Genomic DNA, 20,571 nt, shown 5'->3' with positions numbered 1-20,571 from the left:
GCAGTTGTAAGGAGGAAGCATAGATGAACGGTTATTCATACCGATTGTATCCTGACGCCACCGGCAGGGAGCGAGCCAGAGGCACGATGCGTTATACGCGTGAAGAACTAATGGATATGACGACATTCCAATTGCGTAACATTTGTTACAAAGAGCGTTTAGTTGAGGGATTGGGGCCCAGAACGGAGCGCGAAGAGTTGATACGGATCATTCTGAAATTTCTGGGGGCTGACGATGTATTGTGGATCGATCAGTCGTATGAGGGTGGATTTGAGCGCATCCAAAAGGCAATATCCCGTCATATGACAGCTCCGATGAGCAGTGATGGAGGAATCAGTGTTCCCGCAAGGCTTATTCTGTACGAAGGTTTGAAGGTGGACAAGCTGGATCAATACGTCGTCACCGCACCCGGAGGGTTAACGGAGTCTAATGTGCTGTTGGTCAATGAGAGCATGGAGCTGTGTGGCATCTTCAACCTCGTTAAGGATGACACTGTAGCTGGTACTTTTTATCTGACGGCAGGCAGTGGATCGACTTGGAAGCGTTCGGGAAACAGACAGTACAGTCTGCTCTTTTTCCGTAAACGCGATTCGGAATATTTGTACCAGACGTATTACTCCAACCGCCCTCTACCTCCGGTTCATATTCAATATACTCAGATTCCACTGGCTGATCTGGATATTCGGGAGCTTGAGCCAACAGAAGCTGTGCTTGCGATAGATTTTGGCACCTCCAATACGACGGCAGGCGCCTTTTTGCATAACGGTTATATTCAAGCACCCAGCAGTCAGGATCTGTTGAATGGACGGGTTCGAATGGATGCCATTAACTATGTTGCATTTCCTGATCCCACTTACAAAGACACCGACTGGATTGAAGTGTTGCCTACGGCCATTGGTGTAGCAGATTGCTCCGATCCGTCAAATATTCGTTACGAATTCGGCTATGAGGCATTGCGAAGCATGCGTCGCGGAGGATACAGCAGCCGAGCCAGTGTGTTCCGGAGTATGAAGCGCTGGGTGAACAATTATACCAAGCTGGAAGAAATCGTCGATGTTCATGGAAATGCAGCTAACGTTTCTCGGATGGATCTGCTACGTGCGTACATGAGCTATATTATTCGAACCGCAGAGCATCAATTCAAGTGCAAGTTCCGCCATGTACATTTTACGAGTCCCGTGAAGATGAAAACACAGTTTTTGCAGATGTTCGGGGAGATGCTTCCAGACTATCAGATTGAACAGACTTATGCGCTGGATGAGGGGATGGCTGTTCTCTATAACACGCTTGCGGATGGTATGGAACGCGGTGTGTTCATGGAAGGGCAGATGTATCATGCACTCGTGATTGATTGCGGCGGCGGAACGACCGACTTGTCATCCTGCGCATTTACGATGGAAGACGGACATATGGCGTATAAGCTGGACATCCATACCACGTACGAAAATGGGGATACCAACTTCGGGGGTCACAACATTACATATCGCATCATGCAGTTCATGAAAATTGTATTCGCCGATTATTACAGTGGCCGCCGCCAAGTAACGGATATCGATCATTTAATTGAAGCACCTGGTGCAGATGTATTCCGCCAAGTGGACGAAGAAGGCGTGAAGTCCGTGTATCGGAAGCTGGAGCAGCGTTACGAGGAGGCAGAACAGATCATACCTACTGCTTTTGCACGTAGGGAGAACCGTTCACGGGATGAATACTTGCGGGTAAGAGGCAACTTTTATTTTCTGTGGGAGATCGCCGAAGAGATGAAACAGCAATTTTTCCGCAAAACAGGTATCCTACGCAATCGATTCCATTCCGAGATGGAAGATGATCGAGATAGTGATCTACAGATCACGACTATGGAACGATGGTTTCTGTCTGTGGAACGTGGCGGGGAACTGAAGGACGAGTACGAGTTCCCTGATGTTGTGTTCAATATTAAAGAGATTACTCAACTGATTAAAGCAGATATCTATGAGGTAGTGCGGAAGTTTCTGGATGACTTCTATCGGCAAGGAAAGATGAGTCAATACTCCATTATCAAGCTGACAGGCCAATCCTGCCGCATTGATGTATTTCGGGAAGCGTTGAAGGAGTTTGTTCCAGGCAGGAGCATTGAGTTTCGGCAAAAACCTGCGGAAGGACGTGTACCTGATCTCAAACTTGCCTGTCTCCGAGGTGCGATTCGTTATCTGAGTGCCCGCAAAACAGGTGCTGTTCAGGCAGAGATTACACATGATGCGGCTGTTATCCCGTATACCGTAAGTGCATACACACACAATGGACGTGAAAAAGTGTTGATCAGTAGTCTGGATCGCAGTGACGGGATCCCTGGCAGCATATCTCGCCCGTTTGAGACAGCAGAAGTGGAATTATATCTGAGCGGAAACGATGGTCAACTGAGACAGAAATTTGTGTATTCCAATCGTCAGGATGCATATAAAGAGGTTCTGTACGAAGATATCCGTGCGCAATATGGAGACAAAATTCCGCAAGATGATACGGACTCCATCGTGAACGGAGAGACGAAGTTTTTTGTTTACCCGGATGATCGGCATTGGGGCTTCCACGTACTACCTGTAGCTCGTAGAAATGAACGATTGTATCTCGGTTCGCAGAAGCTGCTCCCATTCGAGACGGATTTGTCCGAACTGGATTTTTTTGACGGAATGAAATGAACATCGTCAGCAGAAAGGAGGGGAAACGTTCATGTTCACGTATTCCTATCCCCATTTTCATAAAGGCAGAATTCTCAAGACATCAATGCTGGAGGAACTACGGGACTATCCCCGAGACTACATGGAGTTGTACTACCGTAGTTACGCGGATGGTATCCTTGCAGGCGCAGAGGTGGAGGTATACCCGGACAAGCTGGTGGTTACTCCGGGAATGGTGCTGCACAAGGGAAGATTGTATATGTTAACCGAGTCTGCTGAACTGGAATATCAGGCTACGGGTAGGGTGAATGTGCTGAAACTTCGATTTACCGAGGATGAGAAGCTAAGTGACATGACAGCCAGTCATGCAGAACTTCGGCTGGATGAGGAGGCTACCTGTGATTCCAGTGAAATGGAGCTCGCACGGTTCAAGCTGAAGGAAGGCGCCAGACTCAGGCGGGATTATCAGACCTTTGCGGATCTAGCAACAGAGTTCAACACGCTTCATGTTATTCATGTCGCATATGCAGCGGAAGGTGTTAGCACATTATCCCCTCTCGTTATGAAAGATTATGCAGAGAGATTGCTTCGCACAGGAACCTCCGATCCCCAGGATCTGATCTTTGCCATGATGTGTCTGAACGAAGGCACAATTGCACGAACCGTCATCCTGCATCACATTGCGAATCGGTTGGGACTCGAGTACCGGGAGTATGACAACGCACAGATCCATCGATATCTAGACCGCATATTGGCGAATGCTGGCCGCGGATCAGGTCGCTCGGGTATGCCGGTGGGCGTGCCACATCGGATGATTGTGGATTGAATTTGGAACAGCAAGGGAGGATGTAACAATGAAGCATTGGGATGAGAAGATTGTTGCAATGATGAACGGCATGAAAATGAATTCGGTTGAAGATGGTGATTATGGGCATATCCCAGAAGACCCTGAGCCGGATTTGAAGGCAGCTTTTCTACAAATTGGCGGCAACCCGTATTCTTTTCAGGAAACAGAACTGCTGGAAGGCAAGCTGTGGATGATGCTGCCTCGAACGTTCAAACCGATGTCTGAACAAATGATGAATATGAAGTACCCTTCACAGCATAGACCAAGCACAATCTACACCAATGCTGAGGGCACGATTAATATTGCAGTAAACCATACGATGAATCCATTACCTGCAGAGGATATACCGTTATTTAAACAGAGCATGATTCAGATATTGCGGCGAACGCAGAAGCTCACCAAGTGGTACGGGGATGGAGATCGCATGGTCGGAGGACGTGAAGCGGCGACATGTGAATTTTTGACTCCTGTCGTAAACGCAAACTTATATCATTTGATGTTATTTACTTCTTTGGAGGATCGGGCACTAATCTGTACTTTCAATTGTACAGACCATGAACTGGATGACTGGCAACGCGTGGCTTCAGCAATCATGAATTCGGTTCGATTTGAAGTCCATGACGAAAGGGATGCTGGAGAATGAGCATTGAAGCCTTATCTTACAAAAATGTGAGAGTGAGTCCATTTGAGGTAATTAGTCTTCGTGAGTTAACGATTACTAAACAGATGAATGAGCACGCTCGTGTGAGATTCACGGGAATTGTAGATGAAGAGAAGAAGGATTCTTATGTACGGTTAAGTGGTTCCGATACACTTGTGGAGATTAGCCAAGTCGATGATCAAGGCAGTACATCTGTATTGTTCAGCGGTCTAATCCTTAATGTTAGCGTTATGGTGCAGGGCGGCGTCTACTTACTTGAAGTCGAGGGTATCTCCCATACCCATGAACTCGATATCCGTAAGAAAAGTCGTTCTTTTCAAAACCACGGTATGACATATCCCCAGCTATTGGATCAGATTGCGGCTGGTTACCCTAATATCGATATTATGGATGCGGCGACGGACGGAGCAGCGATTGGAAAGTTTACTCTTCAGTATGAGGAGACGGATTGGCAATTTCTGAAGCGAATTGCATCTCGACTGCGGACAGGACTCATGCCTGCTTCCGTATTTGATACACCCAAATTTTATTTTGGTTTGTTCGATACTTCATCTAAAGGCAAGCTGCAGGATTTTAACTACAGAGTTCGCAAACGGATGGATAAGTTCCGATACACTTCTCAGAACACGAAGGTTGAGGTGGGTGAGGAGGACTATGTGTATTACGAGGTTGAGACGAACCGTGTACTTGATCTGGGAAATGCCATTGAATTTAAAGGCAAGCTGCTGTACGTATATGAAGCTTTTACGGAAATGAAAAATGGACTATTAAAGCACCGTTATACACTGAGTACTCACCGGGGTCTCAGACAAAATACATTTTATAACGATAAGATTATTGGGGTTTCCTTGCAAGGTGTCGTTATCGGTATTAGCAAAGATAAATTGAAGATACATCTGCAAATCGATCAAGCTCAGAATGAGGGTGAGGCACATGCTTTTCCTTACCAATCTGTGTATACCGCAGAAGGAAACAGTGGTTGGTACGTTATGCCGGAGAAAGGCGATCATGTGCGGGTGTATTTCCCTGGTAACAAGGAAGAGGAAGGGGTAGCTACAAGCTCGGTACGTCAGAACTCGGATGAGGGGGAGAGCAACAAGCTGAGCAACCCAGATCACAAATACTTCCGTACGGCAGCAGGGAAGGAATTGAAGATGACACCTGAAGAGGTGATTGTTACTGGCAAGGATGGGGAGATCTTTATTCGTCTCAGTGAAGGCGGGGGGATTGAGATTATTAGTAGTCAGCAGATCACGATCTTTGCTAAGGAAGATATTATGATGAATGCTGAGAAAAGCATTGTGTTCTCTGCGAAGGAAGAAATAAGTCTAACCTGCAAAGAGAGTAATATCAAAATGGATGGTACGACCTCTCTAGTAGGAACTGAATTGAAAACCAATTAAACGCTAGTAACAAAGAGTATAAAGTGAAAAATGTTTACAATATTCATCTGACAACGTATTGATGATATTCAAGGGAGAGGGTGAATGCTCGTGACTACTGCGCTTGAGCATTTCAAGCAAGAGATTGTAATACCTCTGCGGAATCGTGTGATGCTGCAATGGGAGCAGGTCTATCAGCAGAATCGCGAACGACTGAAAGAAGAATTTATTCGGCATTTTGCCAAGCAGTGTCAGTTGGTACTGGACATGCAGAACATCGGTGAACATGGAGCCGTGGGACACTTCACGTATTCTCTACTTCGAACACAATTGCTAGAAGGGAAGGCTCTGTATTTGACAGAAGCTGCGGACGAAACGTGGTTATTCGATCCTTCTCCTATTGAGGGAGCTTACGATGCTTCATGGGCGTTTGGCTACCTAGATATTATGCTGGCTTGCTGGAAGGAGGAATTGGAGCGACCGGGATCTTCCTATACAGGCTCCATTGCACAACCAGAACTGGAACGCTTGTTATTACGAGAAGCAGAGCATGGACATGCTTATGTAACTCATCTGATCCACCAAGCGATGCCGGAGGCCGTGCAATGCGAATCATTTATTAATCTAGAGAAGTGTCCTGCTATTGAAGTACGTGTAGGTGAATATTTGGATGTCAGTGAGTCGGTATACAAAACAGATGCTGAACCTGCGGATGAAGCCGAGATTCGAAAGTGGCTTGCTGAAAGAACAGAAGAAGTCTACGGCTATGCAGCCTTAGAACATCTGGATCTGGCTGGAGGAGACTACAGTGGAATGGATTTCCGTTTCTCAGCGTTTCGAGATGTTGCGTTTGGCGGAAGTCAATTCGAAAATAGCAATCTGGTAAACACGGTGTGGGAACAATGTGACTTAACGGACACTCGCTGGAATGGCAGCCAGATGTACGGCGCCCGGTTCCGAAACTGCAGGATGGTTGGCGCTCTATTTCATGGAATTGAAGCAAGGCAGGGGATACCTAATTCAGAGATCTGGGACGCACCTGGATTCAACCCAGTTTCCTTCGCAGGGGCGGATCTAAGAGAAGCTGACTTTATACTGGCAGATCTTCAAGGAGCCGATTTTAGAGAAGCATCGTTTGAAAACACCGTGTTTGGCGTATGCAATTTGGCTGATACGGATTTTCGAGGGACAGATGTATCTAAAGTGGATTTCACAGGTTCCCGTTTGGACAGAGCGCAAATGGATCTTGGAACTTCTTGCCGCATTCTGGATCGCCCGGTAGTACGGATACGAGAAGGAATAGATCATATGGCTGGCACAATGGATCAACAGTTAGCGCAATTATTGGAGAAGAGCTTAGGGCAAGGAGGAAAGCTCGTATGAGGCACAATTGGTTCCAAATCATGCAGGATACACGTGTAACAGGAGCGATTGAGCCCGTGGGAGTTAAAGGTATTATTCAGCCTGAGTGGATGAGAGGCGAGCAATTAAATGAACTCGAACAATCGAATCTACAGTTTACCATCCGTCCGAATCGAAGGCCTGTAGCTGTAGATCTGATTGAACGCCCATATCCAATGTGGTCGGATGAGCTTAAACGCCTGTTACATACCTTTGCCCCGCGTCTCATGTTTCGTTTGGTTGGATTGATGGACATGGAAAGACAGCAATTGCACCCGTATTGGTTCATGGTGCCTCCACGTCTGCAAGCTCTATCTCGAAGCAGTACCTTTGATAATAGTGGCAAGTTAAATGTGCTTCAAGTTGATGCGGATCAATTAAGGAGCACATCTTGGCCCATTATTTATGTGGCGGATGAACGATTGCAAGAAACAGTGATATTGGTGAATCTTGCTCTGGCTGAAGCGATATTACGAAGGAACTATACTGGTTTGCGGTTGCAACGTGTGAATCAGGTTGAAGGGGAGAACCGTTTACTGAGTCTATAAAATCATCTGGGTGAAACCCAGCGGAGGAGGAAAATCAATGGCTGAAGCGATTGGAGCGACGAGACCGGATGTAGTGGATGAAGGGGCTGGAGGCCCAACGTATGTTGTGGCCGGAGCGATCTTAAGTTGTTCTTGTGGTACACAGTTGAATCGATTGAAAATACCTTACAGCCATGGCGTGCATCTAAAGGAAAAAGCACAACTGAACGTGGCTGATGCAACACCGATGATTCACATTATGCCGTTTGGTAACTGTACCAGTCAATTGAATCCTGTCGTTCAGACAGGTGAATTCGATATTGAAGGTGTCCAGAAGGCACCCTGTATTCCTTCCATCTCTACACCATGGATGGAGGGCAAAACAGATGTGCTCATTGAGAATGAACCTGCACTGTTAAGTACCTGCATGAATATGTGTCTCCACGGAGGCTACATCCAGATTGAAGATGATGGTCAAGAGCTTGGAGGGTCTTCCATAGGCGGCACAACCGGGTTTGGCGGTAACATCAGGTAATGAACATCTTAGAGCTATAGCTGAGACCTTTTTTCCGTGTGCTGACATTGCTAGGAAAGAAGTGAGACGATGAGTGTAGTGGAAGCGGCAGTGGGTATGGGGAATATCCGATGTATATCTCCATACACGTTGCAGAACATACAACATTTGCGGATCGAGCGGAGTGCAGGAGAACATGCTCGCTTGTATTTGCAAGGCATTATTCCAGAAGAGCATCAGGATCAAGATCTGAACCGGCTCGCCAAAGATGAGACCGTGTCGTTGGTGGAGATCGGAGAACAGGGGCAGGAAGTTCGCAAGCTGTTCCAAGGACTTGTACTGGATGTCAGCATCCGCCGAGTACAAGGGATATACATATTGGAGCTAGAGGCAGTGTCTTACTCATATCTGCTAGACATTGAACCTCGTATTCGTTCGTTCCAGAACAAGGATCAGGACTGTGAAGACGTCATTCGGCAGGTATTGAAGGTTTATCCGAGATCAGATGTCATTGATTATGTGAGTGGAGGCTCGAAACTAGGAGCCTTGACGCTGCAATATCGAGAGACGGATTGGGCTTTCTTACGCCGACTCGCGTCACGGTTCGGCGCAGCGATCATTCCGGAAATATCGGCTGACTCTCCTAAACTGTATATTGGCGTGCCAGATGGGCGGTATACAGAACTGCCAGACCAAGCATATACGCTAAGGCGAGATATGAAGGCGTTGAAAGAAGCTTGGTCGGTAGGTGCTACGGGCGTAACGGAGAAAGACTTCACGAGTTATATGATAGATACCCATCGCTGGTTGGCGCTTGGAGATACTGTGCTCTTCCACGAGGAGGAGCTGAAAGTAGCTGCTTGCGTAAGCGAAACGGTAGGAGGGTTGCTTCGCCATACGGTTACGCTTAGTCCAGAAAGTGGAATTCGGCAAAATGAAATCAGGAACGATGACATTGCCGGAGCAGCACTAGAAGGCAAAATTATCGGTGTTACCAAAGACACGGTAAAAGTCCATCTGGATGTGGATGCCTCCCAATCGGAAGCGGAAGCAAGCTGGATGCCTTATTCGGCTGTATATGCCGGAGATGGCGGTGGATTCTACAGCATGCCAGAATCCGGCTCAGCTGTTCAAGTGTATTTTGCTAGTGGTCAAGAGAGCGACGCATTCGCGATGGGTTCTGTGCGTCGGGGCAGTCAGCCTTCTCCCAAGACTGCAGATCCAGCAACGAAGAGCTGGGGAACGAATTATGGCAAAGAAATGAAAATGACGGATTCGGAAATGTCTCTAATTGCGACAGAAGGCAGTCTATTCATTACATTGGACGGCGGCGGGGTCACCATTCAGAGTAATAGCGGAATTGTAGCATCCGGTGGGCAGGAGATTACGCTTGAGAGCGAGAAGAAGATAGGGATTGAGGCACAGGAAACCATTTTCCTACAGTGCGGAGACAGCAGTATGATTCTGGATGGCATGACCGATCTGAAGGGCAGTGAAGTGCTGCTCGATGGCCTAATCAAAATGCCTGTAACGGTGGAGGATCTTGAGCCAGTACCAGAAGCGCCATTTGTGTCTGAGGTACAGGTGGAAGAGGAACCCGAAGAGGAGAAGAAGGGCTTCTGGGGAAAAGTGCTGGATGTGACTCAGACCGTACTGGATGTTGTCGGTATGATTCCGGTGGTCGGTGAGGTCGCAGACCTTGCCAATGCAGCCATCTATGCGGCTCGAGGAGACTATACCAACGCGGCGTTGTCCGCTGCCGCGGCGATCCCGTTCGTAGGCTGGGCAGCAACGGGTGCCAAGTTTGCCATCAAAGGCGCCAAGCTAGTTAAAAAAGCGGGTAAAGTGGTCGACAGTGTCGTAGGTGCAGCCACAAAGATTGCAGATAAGGCAGGTCAAGTTGCGAAGGCCATCGGTGATCTCGCCAATAAAGCTGGCGATGCCATCTCGGGTGCACTCGGAAAAGTCATGACCAAGGCGAAGGGACTTGCCAGTAACTTCAGTCCAGCAGATCTAGCGAACAAGCTCAAAGGCAAACTGGATGCTCTGATGATGAAGTCGCCAATGCTTGGGAACGGACTAAAAATGGCGGGCGGCATGGCCAAAGGCTTCATGCAGAATCTACTCATGAGTGAAGCGATGAATTATGGCTTGGAGCAATTAAGCCAATACGTCGATTCGGATACAATGACTAAAGCCATGATTCTGATGAGTATGCTAAGTGGCAAGTTCAAGAAGAATCAGAACCAAGGGATTACTTCCAATAATAAAGGTTCTGGTGATAAGGATAAGAGCAAGAAAGATAAGGATTCAGGTAACAAGGATAAGGATAAACCGAAAGACACAGATAAGACGAAAGACAAAACCAAGGATGAACCAAACAAACCTAAACCTAAAGATCAGGAAACGGACAAATCTAAAGGGAAAACGGGAGATAATCCGAAGGATTCGTCAACATCAGATTCCAAGAAAGATAAAAATGGTGATGTTGATGATTCTAAACAAACCGGTTATGAAACGGTTAAGTACGGAGATCACTTTACAAAGAAAGGTAGAAAAAAGGTTTTAAAACCGAATGTGGAATACACATCACCAGATGGTTACACTTATCGTACAGATAGCCAAGGACGTATTATTAATTGTGAAGGAACGCTTGTACTTGGTAAAGGCGATCGAAGTGAATATGCTCAGAGAACAGTAGGAAAAGGGCAAGGCAGAAAAGATGATGATGATGGTGGACACTTAATAGGAGCACAATTCAAAGGGCCGAAGGACATTGATAACCTTGTGCCACAAAATAGCAATATTAATCGGAGTGGTGGATTATGGTATGATATGGAAACGGATTGGGCGAATGCGCTTAAAGAAGATCCGCCGAAAAAGGTTACAGTAAAAATTGAACCAATCTATTCGGGTAATTCAATGAGACCAGATGCGTTCGAGATAGTCTATGAGATTGAGGGTAAGGGAATTACTGAAAAAACAATAAAAAATAAAAGCGGGGGCAAATAATGGAGGAAACACTGAATCATTTATATCGACAGATCGCTGAGACGGTTAATGAAATGATACCGGAGGGTTGGAAAAAGTTTTATTTTTATGCTCAGGTTTCTGACGATGGTGGAGGAACTTACTTTTACTACCAACCAGAAACAGAGCCTGATAGGTATGAACATAGTCTTGAGATTCCTTTTAAATACCAAGTAAACGAAAGAGAATTCAAATTAAATAAAAGAAAACTCCTGTCATTAGCAGAAGCATTGAGAGAATTATTTCAAGAAGAAGGGCAAGAATTATGGTATTCTTTTACGTTAATTTTGGATATATCCGGGAGTTTAAAAGTACACTTTGACTATACAAATTGGTTTGATACCAATTACAGCTTTAGTGACCAACTTATAATTTGGAAGTATAAATATTTAAAAGAATATCCTCAAGACGTGGATTTACAAAACCTAATAGCTAGATACACCGAGGAATTTCCTGATAATCCAATTTAAGTTAGTATCTTTGGTATAGAGCTTTAAAATGGTATGAATTAGTTGTTGCTTCATTTAATTAGATTTTTCCTTCATAAGAAAATCAGAGAAGTCAACAAGTTGAAAATTCCAAAGGTTATGGTTAATAAAACCTTTACCCCACGACTGCGAATGAAAAAAATTAGGCAGGCTCTGGTTAGAATACGGGAGCCTGCCTCTTATAATTGATAGAAACTAGGGTTTGTTGTACATAGTTAATAGAAACGTACTCTAAGATAGTGCAAGTCATGACCAAGGCAAAGGGACCTGCCAGTAACTTCAGTCCAACAGATCTAGCGAACAAGCTCAAAGGCAAGCTGGATGCTCTGATGATGAAGTCGCCAATGCTTGGGAACGCGCTCACGAAAGCAACTGATTTCACACATGGTCTGATGGCAGATTTGATGTCTGATGCGATGTTCTCTGCCGCAATAGATATGCTTGGTAATTATGCGGATTCGAATATATTATTGTCGGCCATGATGATTGTGGGTAGCACAGGTGGCGGTAAGAAAAATAAATCAAAAGGAAAAAGCCAGAAACAAATCAAAAAAGAAGTTGACGCTTTAGATCAGGAAATTAAGAAACGAGAAAAAGAAGGGCAAGCAAAGAAGAACTCAAGAAATTAAAACGAGAACGAAGTAAGCTGGCCAATAGGCTGGATACACCAGATGATATTAGTCACAAGTATGATTTATCCAATGTAGAAGGGTATGAGCGTAAAATAGATAATTCAAAATATTATCATCATGATAAAGGTGACTTTGGAGAAGAAGTAGCCAAACAAATTGCTAAGGATAACAATTTAGGCAAAGATATTTCAGATTTATTCCAAGTTGGCCGAAATGGAGTAGATGGGACATTTTTATCAAAAGGCCCACCACCTAAATTAACGATGATTGAGGCCAAGACATCGGAATGGGGAAGCTTTTCATACTCTACAAATCAGAAGTTAGGAGGGGAAGGTTACTTCGAAAATATGTTGAAAAATAAAGATTCCAGATATTCTGATTTTAATGAAAGATACGAAAAATTGTTAAAGGAAAATCCAGGTTTGGAATTTGAGTATGTTAGAGTAGAAACAGATATTTCAAAAACAAAAGTTGGATTTGGAGTAGATATTGTGAAAGTAAAAGACTGGAGTAAAGCACTTAAATAATATTTAAGGAGAAACGAATGTTAAATTCAAAAAAACTACAATTAGCTTATAAAAGGTATCTTAAAAATTTCGCGGATAAATCAACTTTAGATAAAGTTCAGTTGAAATATGAAGAAGCTGAAAGTGAAAATACTCCAATAGTAGAAAGTCAAGATATTGGAAAAGATCATATTCTTTTAATTAATCTGTATAGAATCTCCTCCTATTGGCTATCTGTATGGAAAAATGAAGTCTTAATCAACGGTAATAACAGTTCTATAGGATTAAAACAAATGCAGCAAGTTACTTTATATCAATGTATGTGTAGACATATTTATAAAGATCGTTATCCGAAAATGAAATTGATCAATTATTCTTTTGAGTCCAACATAATCGCGCTAATTCACTTTAATATGTATGGATGGGCGAAGGAGGAAACATTATTCTTTAATTTTATAGAGGATTATTTTGGAGAGAACATTATGGAGGCCAATGATTGGAAACAACATATTTGGTTTTTGCTAGAGTTGTATCTACAATACACTAACAAAACGCTTTTAGGAACTAACGATCATGTTCATTTGGCTGCCAGATCAACATTAGAGGATCGGGATAAGCGTTGTGACTTGATTCCAGAGGAACTTGGTATCTATAGAGAAGTGTTGGATCGTTGGAATACACCTGATCTGGATGAGATCACACAGTTAATCGCTAAGATGTCAGATCATCATGCTACCTTGGCTTCAGATTTAGGAGAGTCACTGGAGTTTGGCAATTTCGATTACGCGTTTTACCCCTATGAAATTCTCTTCTTACTTCATGTACGAAAAAAACAAGGACTACCTAATCCGGAGCACTTTGATGATTTTCTCATGAATACACCTGAAGCCAAAATGAACATACAAGACCCTGAACCGTATCCTGAATTAGACCCACTGCTCAAAATGGTAGATGAATTCTATCGTAAGAATTACCCTGAATATATTCCTAATCAACATGGAGAACTATTTCAATAAGAGAGGAGGAATACAACATGGATGAGGAAGATTTGGTGCCTTTGATTTTCAAAGATCCGGAAGACGTTGAACGTATCTTGAATGATCCAGAGGAGTCGCTTGCGTATTTCAGTATGCTGAACTATGGTCTGGAAACCAAAAGATTTTTGTTTTTGGATTACAAGGGAGAAGAGAGCCATGAGATCGTAAACTATATCTTAGATTACGAGTTCAATCACGACATTGAATTGGGAACCCCGGATGAACTGGAAGAGTTGGGAGAGTTCGACTACAAGTATCTTCCGGAGAAGATCAGAGAAGTTAACAAGTTGATCTCTCCAAAAGGATATGGTCTATACACCTATCCGACAACAGGTGATTTCTATGCGCTATTCATTGCTGAACTTGAACACAAGGATGCTTTAACGCAGGTTGATTTATTAGGGGATGAGGATATTCCTGAAAAAGAGCGACATATTCAGTATTATGTCTAATAGTGATTGATAAAAGAAGGCAGGCAGGTTCTGGTTAGAATACGGAGCCTGCCTATTTGGATCAGTAGTAAACAAGGAATTGATGTACATAGATAGGAAATACGTTACTTTAGATATTGCTAGTTAAGGTCATAAGCAAGGAGAAGGAGCTTGCGAGTCTACTTCAGTCCAACGGATCTAGTGAACAAGCCAAAAGGTAAGCTGAACGATCTGATGGTGAATTCGCCGAAGCTGGCAAACGGACTCAAGATGGCTGGCGGTATGGCGAAAGGCTTCATGCAGAATCTACTGATGAGTTAAGCCAAAGACTGAAGAAGATAAAAAATTAATTGGTGATGCTTACAAAAAAATTCAAGCAAGTGGTATAGTTCAGTCTGGGCTTTTCCTCTAGTTAGTCAAGAATTAAATATAGTAGCCAAGTACTTCAACGAAATGAATATGATATAGCGAGCCAAACTTTTTTCCAGAAAGAAGATTAAAACTGGAAAGGGATACTGATCAGATAATTGGGAAAAGTAAAAAGTAGAGGCAGTGATAGAAAGTGAATAATAATTTAATGAACAGTATTTGGTATGGAGAAAAACCCTATTATAGTATTCAAGATATTAAAGATAGAATTTTGAATGCAGATACTGAGCAGGATATTTTATTTCATCTTATTGATCTTTTCAAATTAGGAGACTTCACACAAAAACCACTTTTGTTTCAACTAATGAATCATACTAAAAATGAATCTGTATTGAATCTTTGTATTAGAATATTCTGCTCGGTTTGTAATCATGATGATCTATTAGATCCAAGCAATCTTCGTTTTCTGGAAAGTGCTAATGTTGAGGTGATTAACACCTTTGCTTCTGCGGCAGTTACCTCGCTATCAGTCGAGATTGTTCCATATCTTCTAGCATTACTTGAAGAGTGGGATGAAATTGATGAAACTTCTATAATTTTAAGAGATTCAATTGATTTTTATACGGATTTTGAAGAAGAGCTGGGAGAGGATGCGACATTAGAAGATATTGGTCAATATTATTTGGAATATAGAGATGACCACGATATAGGAATGTATTATTATAATCTAAATTTCGTGTTTCCTGGTGACTTAGCTAAAAAAATGATAGAAAGGGTTTTAATAGCTGCTAGCACTCAACAAGCACTGGAGTTGGAGTTGATCCCATCATTGTTGTCTGTCTGGTCGGGAAAGAAAGTACCTGGAGATTACTACACAAGAATTAATGAAAAAAACTATAAGAATTTTATAACATATGTGGAGGATTTGTCGAAAAAAGAATGGAAGAGGGGAGTAAAGTATTTTTATGGTTATGAGTGTTAAATAAACAATATTTTTGTGAGTGTATCATTTAAAGAATTTCTGAATTCAATTCAACCTAGCGAAGTCAATTAGCCTATTAGATTCTGTGTATCCTCCTAACATACAGTACAACGCGAAAATTCAAGTTGACTGGCGTGTTGTTGTTTTTTTACAGCTGCTTCGTGCTAAAAAATATTCATACAAGTGGGATTATTTCGAATTAAGTTATCATTCATCCCTATAGTGCATCACCAATATAAATTAATCGTTAATTATCGCTCTTCGTACGCATACAGAAATTTAGAAGTTAATTATCATGGGTTTATGGATTCAAAGGAAAATAACGATAGGAGAATGTAATATGACTTTAGAGAAAACACCATTTTTTAGATTTCAACCTCATGCATACACAAATGGTATTTTTGAAGTCAATTATGAAAAGAAGAACTGCTCTGTTTGCAAAAATACTAGTGATTATATCTATTATGGTCCCTTTTATAGCATCGAAGATTTGAATGGAATTTGCCCAGTATGCATCCATAATGGGAAGGCTTGGAAAGATTTTAATGGTTTTTTTCAAGGTGGAATAGAATACAGAGGGTCTTCTCTATCGGTTTCTTATGATGAATCTACAAATAAGTTTTTATATTTTCTTGGTTATGATGAAGTCTCCTTATCAGAAGAACCTGCAATTGAAGAATTATTATTTAGAACCCCTGGATATGTGTCTTGGCAGGAGTCGTACTGGTTAACAGAAAACAACTTCCCTCTTGCTTTTGTGAAGTACCTAACAATAGAAGAAATAGAAGATAAATTATTATTGTTAAGTGAGGCATTAAATGAACTATATGAAAATTACGGTTTTAATAGAGATTCAATCTTTGATGATATAGGGTTGTATTTGTTTGAATCTTTATCAAATAAAGGGAAGTACAGAATACATATAGATAATACTTGATTTTTACAGTGCTTATATTTAATGGTTTGCAAAGGTGGGTTTATTTAATGAAAGAGATTATTGTTAGTCAAGAGTTGTTGAATGCATTTGAGGATATCCATTGGTTTAAAAATTGCGGAAAAATCGAAGCCATGGAGTTACTTTGTTCAATACAACAAGTGGAGTGCTGGGAGACAGCAGAAGAATTGGATGATAAGGAAGAATGGGAGGCGATAATCTCCAATAGTAGAGATCGTCTTGCGGAATTTATTCTGAGGAAATTAGGATATAGTGTTAGAGATTTTAATGCAGTTGTTGTTGCCGTAAGAGAGTCACAGCAGTATAAAACGGCTATTGCTACACTTAACGATGTTATTGAAAAGAAGAATATAAAAGATGAGTTTGCAGGAACAATAGCCTGGTTATTGCTTAATGCTGGTGTTGAGCGTGCGTTTGGCGAGTTTAAAGGTTGTCCAAGTTTCTTTGGACAAATGTTACTGGTTCTTAGATCAGGGCACTGTCCATGCGGATGGAACGGAAGATGGCCAAAAGGTACATTGTACATTTACTAAACTAGTTAAATCATAAAAACTTATTTCGGTTTTATAATTATAATACATGATGATTATTCCACAATAGATCGTGAGGTTCTCCATGAACAAATATATGTTGTCTGTTACCAAAAAGGTAGACCACTATTTTAGCCAACAAGATATTGCAAATATCATTTATCTACAGGATGAAGAGGATCATGAACGATTAGACCAGGTTATTTTCCTTGAAAAAAGTGATGGCGATGTCATAGGTGTATACATAAGGGGAATGAATCCGTTAATATCGGCGAATCGAATAGATGATGTGGATGATTTTAATTTGTACGCTACATACGAAGGACTACTGGAATGCAAAGAAAAGCTGACTTTCAAAATCGAATACATAGGTTTGGTTTTCGGTTCTCAATACAACGAATTACTGGGATTATATTTGTCCGATGATGGAGCGTCTGAATCTCTATTTATGTTGTTTCTACAGGATGAAATTCATGTGGAACAGGGATGTAGTAAGGCTTACGCAACCAGGGTGCTTGATGCACGATTTTCGGCAAATGGGTATGTTACATATATTAAAGAGAGTGAAAAAGACTGGACTCCATCTTGCATGTAGATTCGAATTGCACCAAGTGAATGTTTTGTCACATAGATAAAATTGAATGGATAAGGAGGATAACGCTATGAACGGCTCAATAATGAAACATTGGTCTGCCGAACAACGTGAGTTGCCCGGGCTGAATTGTATTGCTTTCTCCAATGGGAACATCATCATGTTAAATATCGAGACCTATTACGATCCCAACAACAATGAGCGCAGAATATACTGTTCTCCCCTCTGTGATACCACGATTGAGAGTGTGGAGAAATATAACGCAGACTGCTGGACTATGGTTGACCCATGGACGAGTATTGATTATCAAGGTGGCAAGATCTATGGCGGGGATGGGCAAATGGGAAATGAAGGCTTCATTGCTTGTACAGATGCAGACGACTATTTGGTGTGGGGCATCTTTCTTGATGTAACCAATCCTATTAAACAGTTAAGTATTGAAGATACAACATTAACAGCCATTAATGAAAACGAAGATATGAGAATTGAAATTAGTTTGCATAATCTTGTGGATATTCAGATGTCTTATCTTAGGTAAGTACTAACTTAAAAATCTATAGTCCTTACAAGACTATGTTGAAGAAAACTGAAACAAATCTAGCAAAATACCGATGTATAATTTAGGAAGTTTCCCAGAGAATTGTGAGTAAAGTAGTACACCTAACATCTTCGCAACGATCCTAACATCATAAGAAACGACAGGGAGTGAGCACATGGAATTTGAGTTTCATATTACAGTGAATGATCTAAGTCTTGAAGAGAAGGCGAGCTTTATTGAACGTTGCCAGATAGAGCAGGTTAAACCAGTGATGATTGTGTTAGATCATGGCGATTACATTCATCAACCGATGATTACAGGCGTAATACATAGTACGAATTTTGATGAAGTACACGGTACCATTAAACAGATGGCTGCACGCTTCCAAGATAGCGGGTTTACGGTCGTGCGAACCAAGGTAGAGGTTCCAGCGAAGGAGGAGACGTACTTTCATCAGCGGATGGTAGCTAACTCCACCCCCTATTTCGAATGGCACGGTAAAGTGAACGTAGATGATGTGAATCATTTAAAAGAATTATGCGAAGGTAACGGTGGACATATTTCAAGAAACTCGCTTAATGCAAATGGCAAAATACGATTTGTAACAGTCCGAGAATATAACAGGTCTGAACAGTTCTACAACACAGTGAAGCAGATACATCATATCTTGCAACACAACGGAATCGAGCTCATCAAGGAACAGTACGAATTATGTGTCTATGACAGCAGAGAAGAACTGGATCGTGGCTGGATCTAATCACACATACATATAGGGGAAAGAAGGAATAGAGATGTCTGAAGTGAAGCATCTACACCAGTTCAGCTGGGGAGAGAAATTAATTATTGCGTTAGAGGCACTGCTACGAAGAGCATCTCATGTAGGTATGCCATTTGTATTGAAAGGCAGCTTGTTAACAAGACAGTATTTAAGCAACCGAGATATTCGGGACGCGGAGGATATCGACTTTTTGTACATGGGTAAGGTCGAGGATGATCAGCAGGCCAAGAAACTTTTTACCGACTGGATGATCCAGGTCACGGAGCTTGATCTGAACGATGGTGTCATGTTTAGAAGTTTTCGCGAGAACGCCTTTTGGCGCAGAATTGATTACGCGATGGCGGATGACTTTCCAACGATTAATACCGATCTAGCTTATTATTTCACGAGTGAACCTAGACAGGAAGATACCTATGAAGAGGAGTTATTTCTGGATATTTCCTTTAATCTGGATATGGAGGCTGCGCCGATCCCACTCACGTACCAACCGCTTATGGGAGAGCCTTTTGTCGTTCCGTATACAGTTCCATTATCGGTTCAAGTTGCGTGGAAGCTGCATCAGACGATTGTTAGACCCCGGTTCAAGGACTTATACGATCTGAGCTTCCTGTTAACGCATCCCACGTATGACAAGCAGACACTGCAACAAACGTTACAGACGCTAGTCAACGAATGTCATATCGATCCATCCATAACGGATGCAGCGATCAAGAAGGTACTGGTGGATGACCTGGTTGATCTAAGAGTAGAGTTATCCGAGTATGATCTGCGAGATTATGCGGGAAGTCTGAACATAGACTATTATTATTCGGAGTTTGCGACGAAGCTGCGTGAGATCATGAACCAGGCAGGTATTAACATTCATGCTTACGAAAATCTTCCTGGCCCTACCATTCATAAAAGATAGTTAATTGCTCACAATATGAACTGAACCTTGTTCGCTCTTGCCCTTTTACTTCAATTCATAGCATCTATCGAGCATATTGATAGATTTGAACTGTTCGCCCTATCTCGTTACAATAGGGGCAAGTGATTCATAGAATGGATCCAAACTGGTTCAGAAATGGAGAATTACCTATGACTGATTTTATTAACGCTGATGATATTAATGATGTAATTATAGCTGCTGCAGCGAACGAGCTGGAGGAGATGGTGAATCGAATCTGCGAACTGATTGGCACGCCGTTGGAGCAGACGACAGAACTGGAACGACAAGTTATTGCTGCTTTTGGATTCGGTGCTGTATATGGCATCACTCATCGGGATCAGCTTCGAGAGCCTCAAGCTCATGCCCTAAGTATTCGAATGCTAATCAAGCCGTTTCTTTATAGTGAACAACAGGCAGTAGACTTTGCCGACGACCTCATTCGAGTGGCTTCAGATCGTGAGGCTCATCCGGTCATGAATACAATTATTCATCGTGGCATTGATGGACACTACCAATTTACACAGGATGATAATGAGGGACTTGCACGGAATATACAAGAGATTTTAACGGCTGTACGCTCCTAACGGTGGTATTTTTGTTACGAAGAAGATATGTTTAACTATATAGATTAAACAATAAATTTACACAAGAACGGAGAGGACAGAAATAACGTGAAGAAGCGAAGCGTTCGCAAAAGCTTTCTGAAAGAAAGCTACTTCGGAAGCATACGCTATCCCCGGATTTTCCCCTATGGGAAGGGAATAAAAAAATCTGGGGATAACAGCGATC

General features: G+C 42.4%; 22 protein-coding genes. All 22 read left to right on the top strand.

The window, feature by feature from the left end; translation table 11 throughout:
- Positions 1 to 23 precede the first annotated feature (23 nt).
- The 22 genes from V6W81_RS21035 to imm48 all read left to right on the top strand — a co-directional run bounded on the left by V6W81_RS21035 (position 24) and on the right by imm48 (position 20,366).
- Complete coding sequence (locus V6W81_RS21035) at positions 24 to 2,675, top strand: molecular chaperone (protein WP_338540256.1); 2,652 nt, start codon at positions 24 to 26, stop codon at positions 2,673 to 2,675.
- 31 nt (positions 2,676 to 2,706) lie between these two features.
- On the top strand, positions 2,707 to 3,480 hold the full coding sequence (locus V6W81_RS21030) for a DNA and RNA helicase (RefSeq protein ID WP_338540255.1): 774 nt from the start codon (positions 2,707 to 2,709) through the stop codon (positions 3,478 to 3,480).
- Between the two features lie 28 nt (positions 3,481 to 3,508).
- Positions 3,509 to 4,144: a hypothetical protein gene (locus V6W81_RS21025; protein WP_338540254.1), complete on the top strand. Its 636-nt coding sequence runs from the start codon at positions 3,509 to 3,511 to the stop codon at positions 4,142 to 4,144.
- A complete protein-coding gene (locus V6W81_RS21020) occupies positions 4,141 to 5,565 on the top strand; it encodes a contractile injection system protein, VgrG/Pvc8 family (protein ID WP_338540253.1) in 1,425 nt (474 codons plus the stop codon). Before V6W81_RS21025 ends, V6W81_RS21020 begins: the two co-directional genes overlap by 4 nt.
- Positions 5,566 to 5,649: 84 nt before the next feature.
- Positions 5,650 to 6,927: a pentapeptide repeat-containing protein gene (locus V6W81_RS21015; RefSeq protein WP_338540252.1), complete on the top strand. Its 1,278-nt coding sequence runs from the start codon at positions 5,650 to 5,652 to the stop codon at positions 6,925 to 6,927.
- Entirely contained in the window at positions 6,924 to 7,493 is a 570-nt protein-coding gene (locus V6W81_RS21010) for a hypothetical protein (protein ID WP_338540251.1), read from the top strand. Before V6W81_RS21015 ends, V6W81_RS21010 begins: the two co-directional genes overlap by 4 nt.
- Before the next feature lie 37 nt (positions 7,494 to 7,530).
- The gene (locus tag V6W81_RS21005) at positions 7,531 to 8,007 is read left to right on the top strand and encodes a DUF4280 domain-containing protein (RefSeq protein WP_056695786.1); all 477 of its coding nucleotides are present in this window, start codon (positions 7,531 to 7,533) and stop codon (positions 8,005 to 8,007) included.
- Positions 8,008 to 8,076: 69 nt separating this feature from the next.
- Positions 8,077 to 10,998 carry a DNA/RNA non-specific endonuclease gene (locus V6W81_RS21000; protein WP_338540250.1) on the top strand — a complete coding sequence of 974 codons (2,922 nt, stop codon included), beginning with the start codon at positions 8,077 to 8,079 and terminating at the stop codon, positions 10,996 to 10,998.
- Positions 10,998 to 11,486: an immunity protein YezG family protein gene (locus tag V6W81_RS20995; RefSeq protein ID WP_338540249.1), complete on the top strand. Its 489-nt coding sequence runs from the start codon at positions 10,998 to 11,000 to the stop codon at positions 11,484 to 11,486. Before V6W81_RS21000 ends, V6W81_RS20995 begins: the two co-directional genes overlap by 1 nt.
- Before the next feature lie 266 nt (positions 11,487 to 11,752).
- Complete coding sequence (locus tag V6W81_RS20990; protein ID WP_338540248.1) at positions 11,753 to 12,133, top strand: hypothetical protein; 381 nt, start codon at positions 11,753 to 11,755, stop codon at positions 12,131 to 12,133.
- A gap of 350 nt (positions 12,134 to 12,483) precedes the next feature.
- Positions 12,484 to 12,663: a hypothetical protein gene (locus V6W81_RS20985; protein ID WP_056695831.1), complete on the top strand. Its 180-nt coding sequence runs from the start codon at positions 12,484 to 12,486 to the stop codon at positions 12,661 to 12,663.
- Between the two features lie 17 nt (positions 12,664 to 12,680).
- Positions 12,681 to 13,658: a hypothetical protein gene (locus tag V6W81_RS20980; protein WP_338540247.1), complete on the top strand. Its 978-nt coding sequence runs from the start codon at positions 12,681 to 12,683 to the stop codon at positions 13,656 to 13,658.
- A 17-nt stretch (positions 13,659 to 13,675) separates the two neighbouring features.
- The gene (locus tag V6W81_RS20975) at positions 13,676 to 14,131 is read left to right on the top strand and encodes a DUF6630 family protein (RefSeq protein WP_338540246.1); all 456 of its coding nucleotides are present in this window, start codon (positions 13,676 to 13,678) and stop codon (positions 14,129 to 14,131) included.
- Positions 14,132 to 14,281: 150 nt separating this feature from the next.
- The gene (locus tag V6W81_RS20970) at positions 14,282 to 14,431 is read left to right on the top strand and encodes a hypothetical protein (protein ID WP_338540245.1); all 150 of its coding nucleotides are present in this window, start codon (positions 14,282 to 14,284) and stop codon (positions 14,429 to 14,431) included.
- 256 nt (positions 14,432 to 14,687) lie between these two features.
- Entirely contained in the window at positions 14,688 to 15,461 is a 774-nt protein-coding gene (gene imm47, locus V6W81_RS20965) for an Imm47 family immunity protein (protein WP_338544037.1), read from the top strand.
- 340 nt (positions 15,462 to 15,801) lie between these two features.
- Positions 15,802 to 16,398, top strand: coding sequence for a CbrC family protein (locus tag V6W81_RS20960; RefSeq protein WP_338540244.1), 597 nt, complete (start codon positions 15,802 to 15,804; stop codon positions 16,396 to 16,398).
- Positions 16,399 to 16,445: 47 nt separating this feature from the next.
- A complete protein-coding gene (locus tag V6W81_RS20955) occupies positions 16,446 to 16,949 on the top strand; it encodes a hypothetical protein (protein WP_338540243.1) in 504 nt (167 codons plus the stop codon).
- Positions 16,950 to 17,031: 82 nt separating this feature from the next.
- Positions 17,032 to 17,541 (top strand): hypothetical protein, encoded by a 510-nt coding sequence (locus V6W81_RS20950; RefSeq protein ID WP_338540242.1) that lies wholly within the window; start codon positions 17,032 to 17,034, stop codon positions 17,539 to 17,541.
- A 67-nt stretch (positions 17,542 to 17,608) separates the two neighbouring features.
- The gene (locus tag V6W81_RS20945; RefSeq protein ID WP_338540241.1) at positions 17,609 to 18,076 is read left to right on the top strand and encodes a hypothetical protein; all 468 of its coding nucleotides are present in this window, start codon (positions 17,609 to 17,611) and stop codon (positions 18,074 to 18,076) included.
- A 175-nt stretch (positions 18,077 to 18,251) separates the two neighbouring features.
- Positions 18,252 to 18,833 carry a hypothetical protein gene (locus V6W81_RS20940; RefSeq protein WP_338540240.1) on the top strand — a complete coding sequence of 194 codons (582 nt, stop codon included), beginning with the start codon at positions 18,252 to 18,254 and terminating at the stop codon, positions 18,831 to 18,833.
- Between the two features lie 34 nt (positions 18,834 to 18,867).
- Positions 18,868 to 19,761, top strand: a complete 894-nt coding sequence (locus V6W81_RS20935) for a nucleotidyl transferase AbiEii/AbiGii toxin family protein (protein ID WP_338540239.1) — start codon at positions 18,868 to 18,870, stop codon at positions 19,759 to 19,761.
- A gap of 170 nt (positions 19,762 to 19,931) precedes the next feature.
- Positions 19,932 to 20,366 carry an Imm48 family immunity protein gene (gene imm48, locus V6W81_RS20930; RefSeq protein ID WP_338540238.1) on the top strand — a complete coding sequence of 145 codons (435 nt, stop codon included), beginning with the start codon at positions 19,932 to 19,934 and terminating at the stop codon, positions 20,364 to 20,366.
- The last annotated feature ends 205 nt before the right edge of the window (positions 20,367 to 20,571 follow it).

It is taken from the genome of Paenibacillus tundrae (assembly GCF_036884255.1).
Classification (GTDB): Bacteria; Bacillota; Bacilli; order Paenibacillales; family Paenibacillaceae; genus Paenibacillus.
Note: the sequence above shows the minus strand (reverse complement) of the source record. Positions and strands in the feature narration are given on the sequence as shown.

What these genes read in the sequence shown, in the direction of transcription:
- V6W81_RS20980 (WP_338540247.1), top strand. Translation starts at nt 12,681, where the DNA reads ATGTTAAATTCAAAAAAACTACAATTAGCTTATAAAAGGTATCTTAAA.
- V6W81_RS21015 (WP_338540252.1), top strand. Translation starts at nt 5,650, where the DNA reads ATGCTCGTGACTACTGCGCTTGAGCATTTCAAGCAAGAGATTGTAATA.
- V6W81_RS21000 (WP_338540250.1), top strand. Translation starts at nt 8,077, where the DNA reads ATGAGTGTAGTGGAAGCGGCAGTGGGTATGGGGAATATCCGATGTATA.
- V6W81_RS21005 (WP_056695786.1), top strand. Translation starts at nt 7,531, where the DNA reads ATGGCTGAAGCGATTGGAGCGACGAGACCGGATGTAGTGGATGAAGGG.
- V6W81_RS21030 (WP_338540255.1), top strand. Translation starts at nt 2,707, where the DNA reads ATGTTCACGTATTCCTATCCCCATTTTCATAAAGGCAGAATTCTCAAG.
- V6W81_RS21035 (WP_338540256.1), top strand. Translation starts at nt 24, where the DNA reads ATGAACGGTTATTCATACCGATTGTATCCTGACGCCACCGGCAGGGAG.
- V6W81_RS20940 (WP_338540240.1), top strand. Translation starts at nt 18,252, where the DNA reads ATGGAATTTGAGTTTCATATTACAGTGAATGATCTAAGTCTTGAAGAG.
- V6W81_RS21025 (WP_338540254.1), top strand. Translation starts at nt 3,509, where the DNA reads ATGAAGCATTGGGATGAGAAGATTGTTGCAATGATGAACGGCATGAAA.
- V6W81_RS20960 (WP_338540244.1), top strand. Translation starts at nt 15,802, where the DNA reads ATGACTTTAGAGAAAACACCATTTTTTAGATTTCAACCTCATGCATAC.
- V6W81_RS21020 (WP_338540253.1), top strand. Translation starts at nt 4,141, where the DNA reads ATGAGCATTGAAGCCTTATCTTACAAAAATGTGAGAGTGAGTCCATTT.
- V6W81_RS21010 (WP_338540251.1), top strand. Translation starts at nt 6,924, where the DNA reads ATGAGGCACAATTGGTTCCAAATCATGCAGGATACACGTGTAACAGGA.
- V6W81_RS20935 (WP_338540239.1), top strand. Translation starts at nt 18,868, where the DNA reads ATGTCTGAAGTGAAGCATCTACACCAGTTCAGCTGGGGAGAGAAATTA.
- V6W81_RS20985 (WP_056695831.1), top strand. Translation starts at nt 12,484, where the DNA reads ATGTTGAAAAATAAAGATTCCAGATATTCTGATTTTAATGAAAGATAC.
- V6W81_RS20975 (WP_338540246.1), top strand. Translation starts at nt 13,676, where the DNA reads ATGGATGAGGAAGATTTGGTGCCTTTGATTTTCAAAGATCCGGAAGAC.
- imm48 (WP_338540238.1), top strand. Translation starts at nt 19,932, where the DNA reads ATGACTGATTTTATTAACGCTGATGATATTAATGATGTAATTATAGCT.
- V6W81_RS20955 (WP_338540243.1), top strand. Translation starts at nt 16,446, where the DNA reads ATGAAAGAGATTATTGTTAGTCAAGAGTTGTTGAATGCATTTGAGGAT.
- imm47 (WP_338544037.1), top strand. Translation starts at nt 14,688, where the DNA reads ATGAACAGTATTTGGTATGGAGAAAAACCCTATTATAGTATTCAAGAT.
- V6W81_RS20995 (WP_338540249.1), top strand. Translation starts at nt 10,998, where the DNA reads ATGGAGGAAACACTGAATCATTTATATCGACAGATCGCTGAGACGGTT.
- V6W81_RS20990 (WP_338540248.1), top strand. Translation starts at nt 11,753, where the DNA reads ATGACCAAGGCAAAGGGACCTGCCAGTAACTTCAGTCCAACAGATCTA.
- V6W81_RS20945 (WP_338540241.1), top strand. Translation starts at nt 17,609, where the DNA reads ATGAACGGCTCAATAATGAAACATTGGTCTGCCGAACAACGTGAGTTG.
- V6W81_RS20950 (WP_338540242.1), top strand. Translation starts at nt 17,032, where the DNA reads ATGAACAAATATATGTTGTCTGTTACCAAAAAGGTAGACCACTATTTT.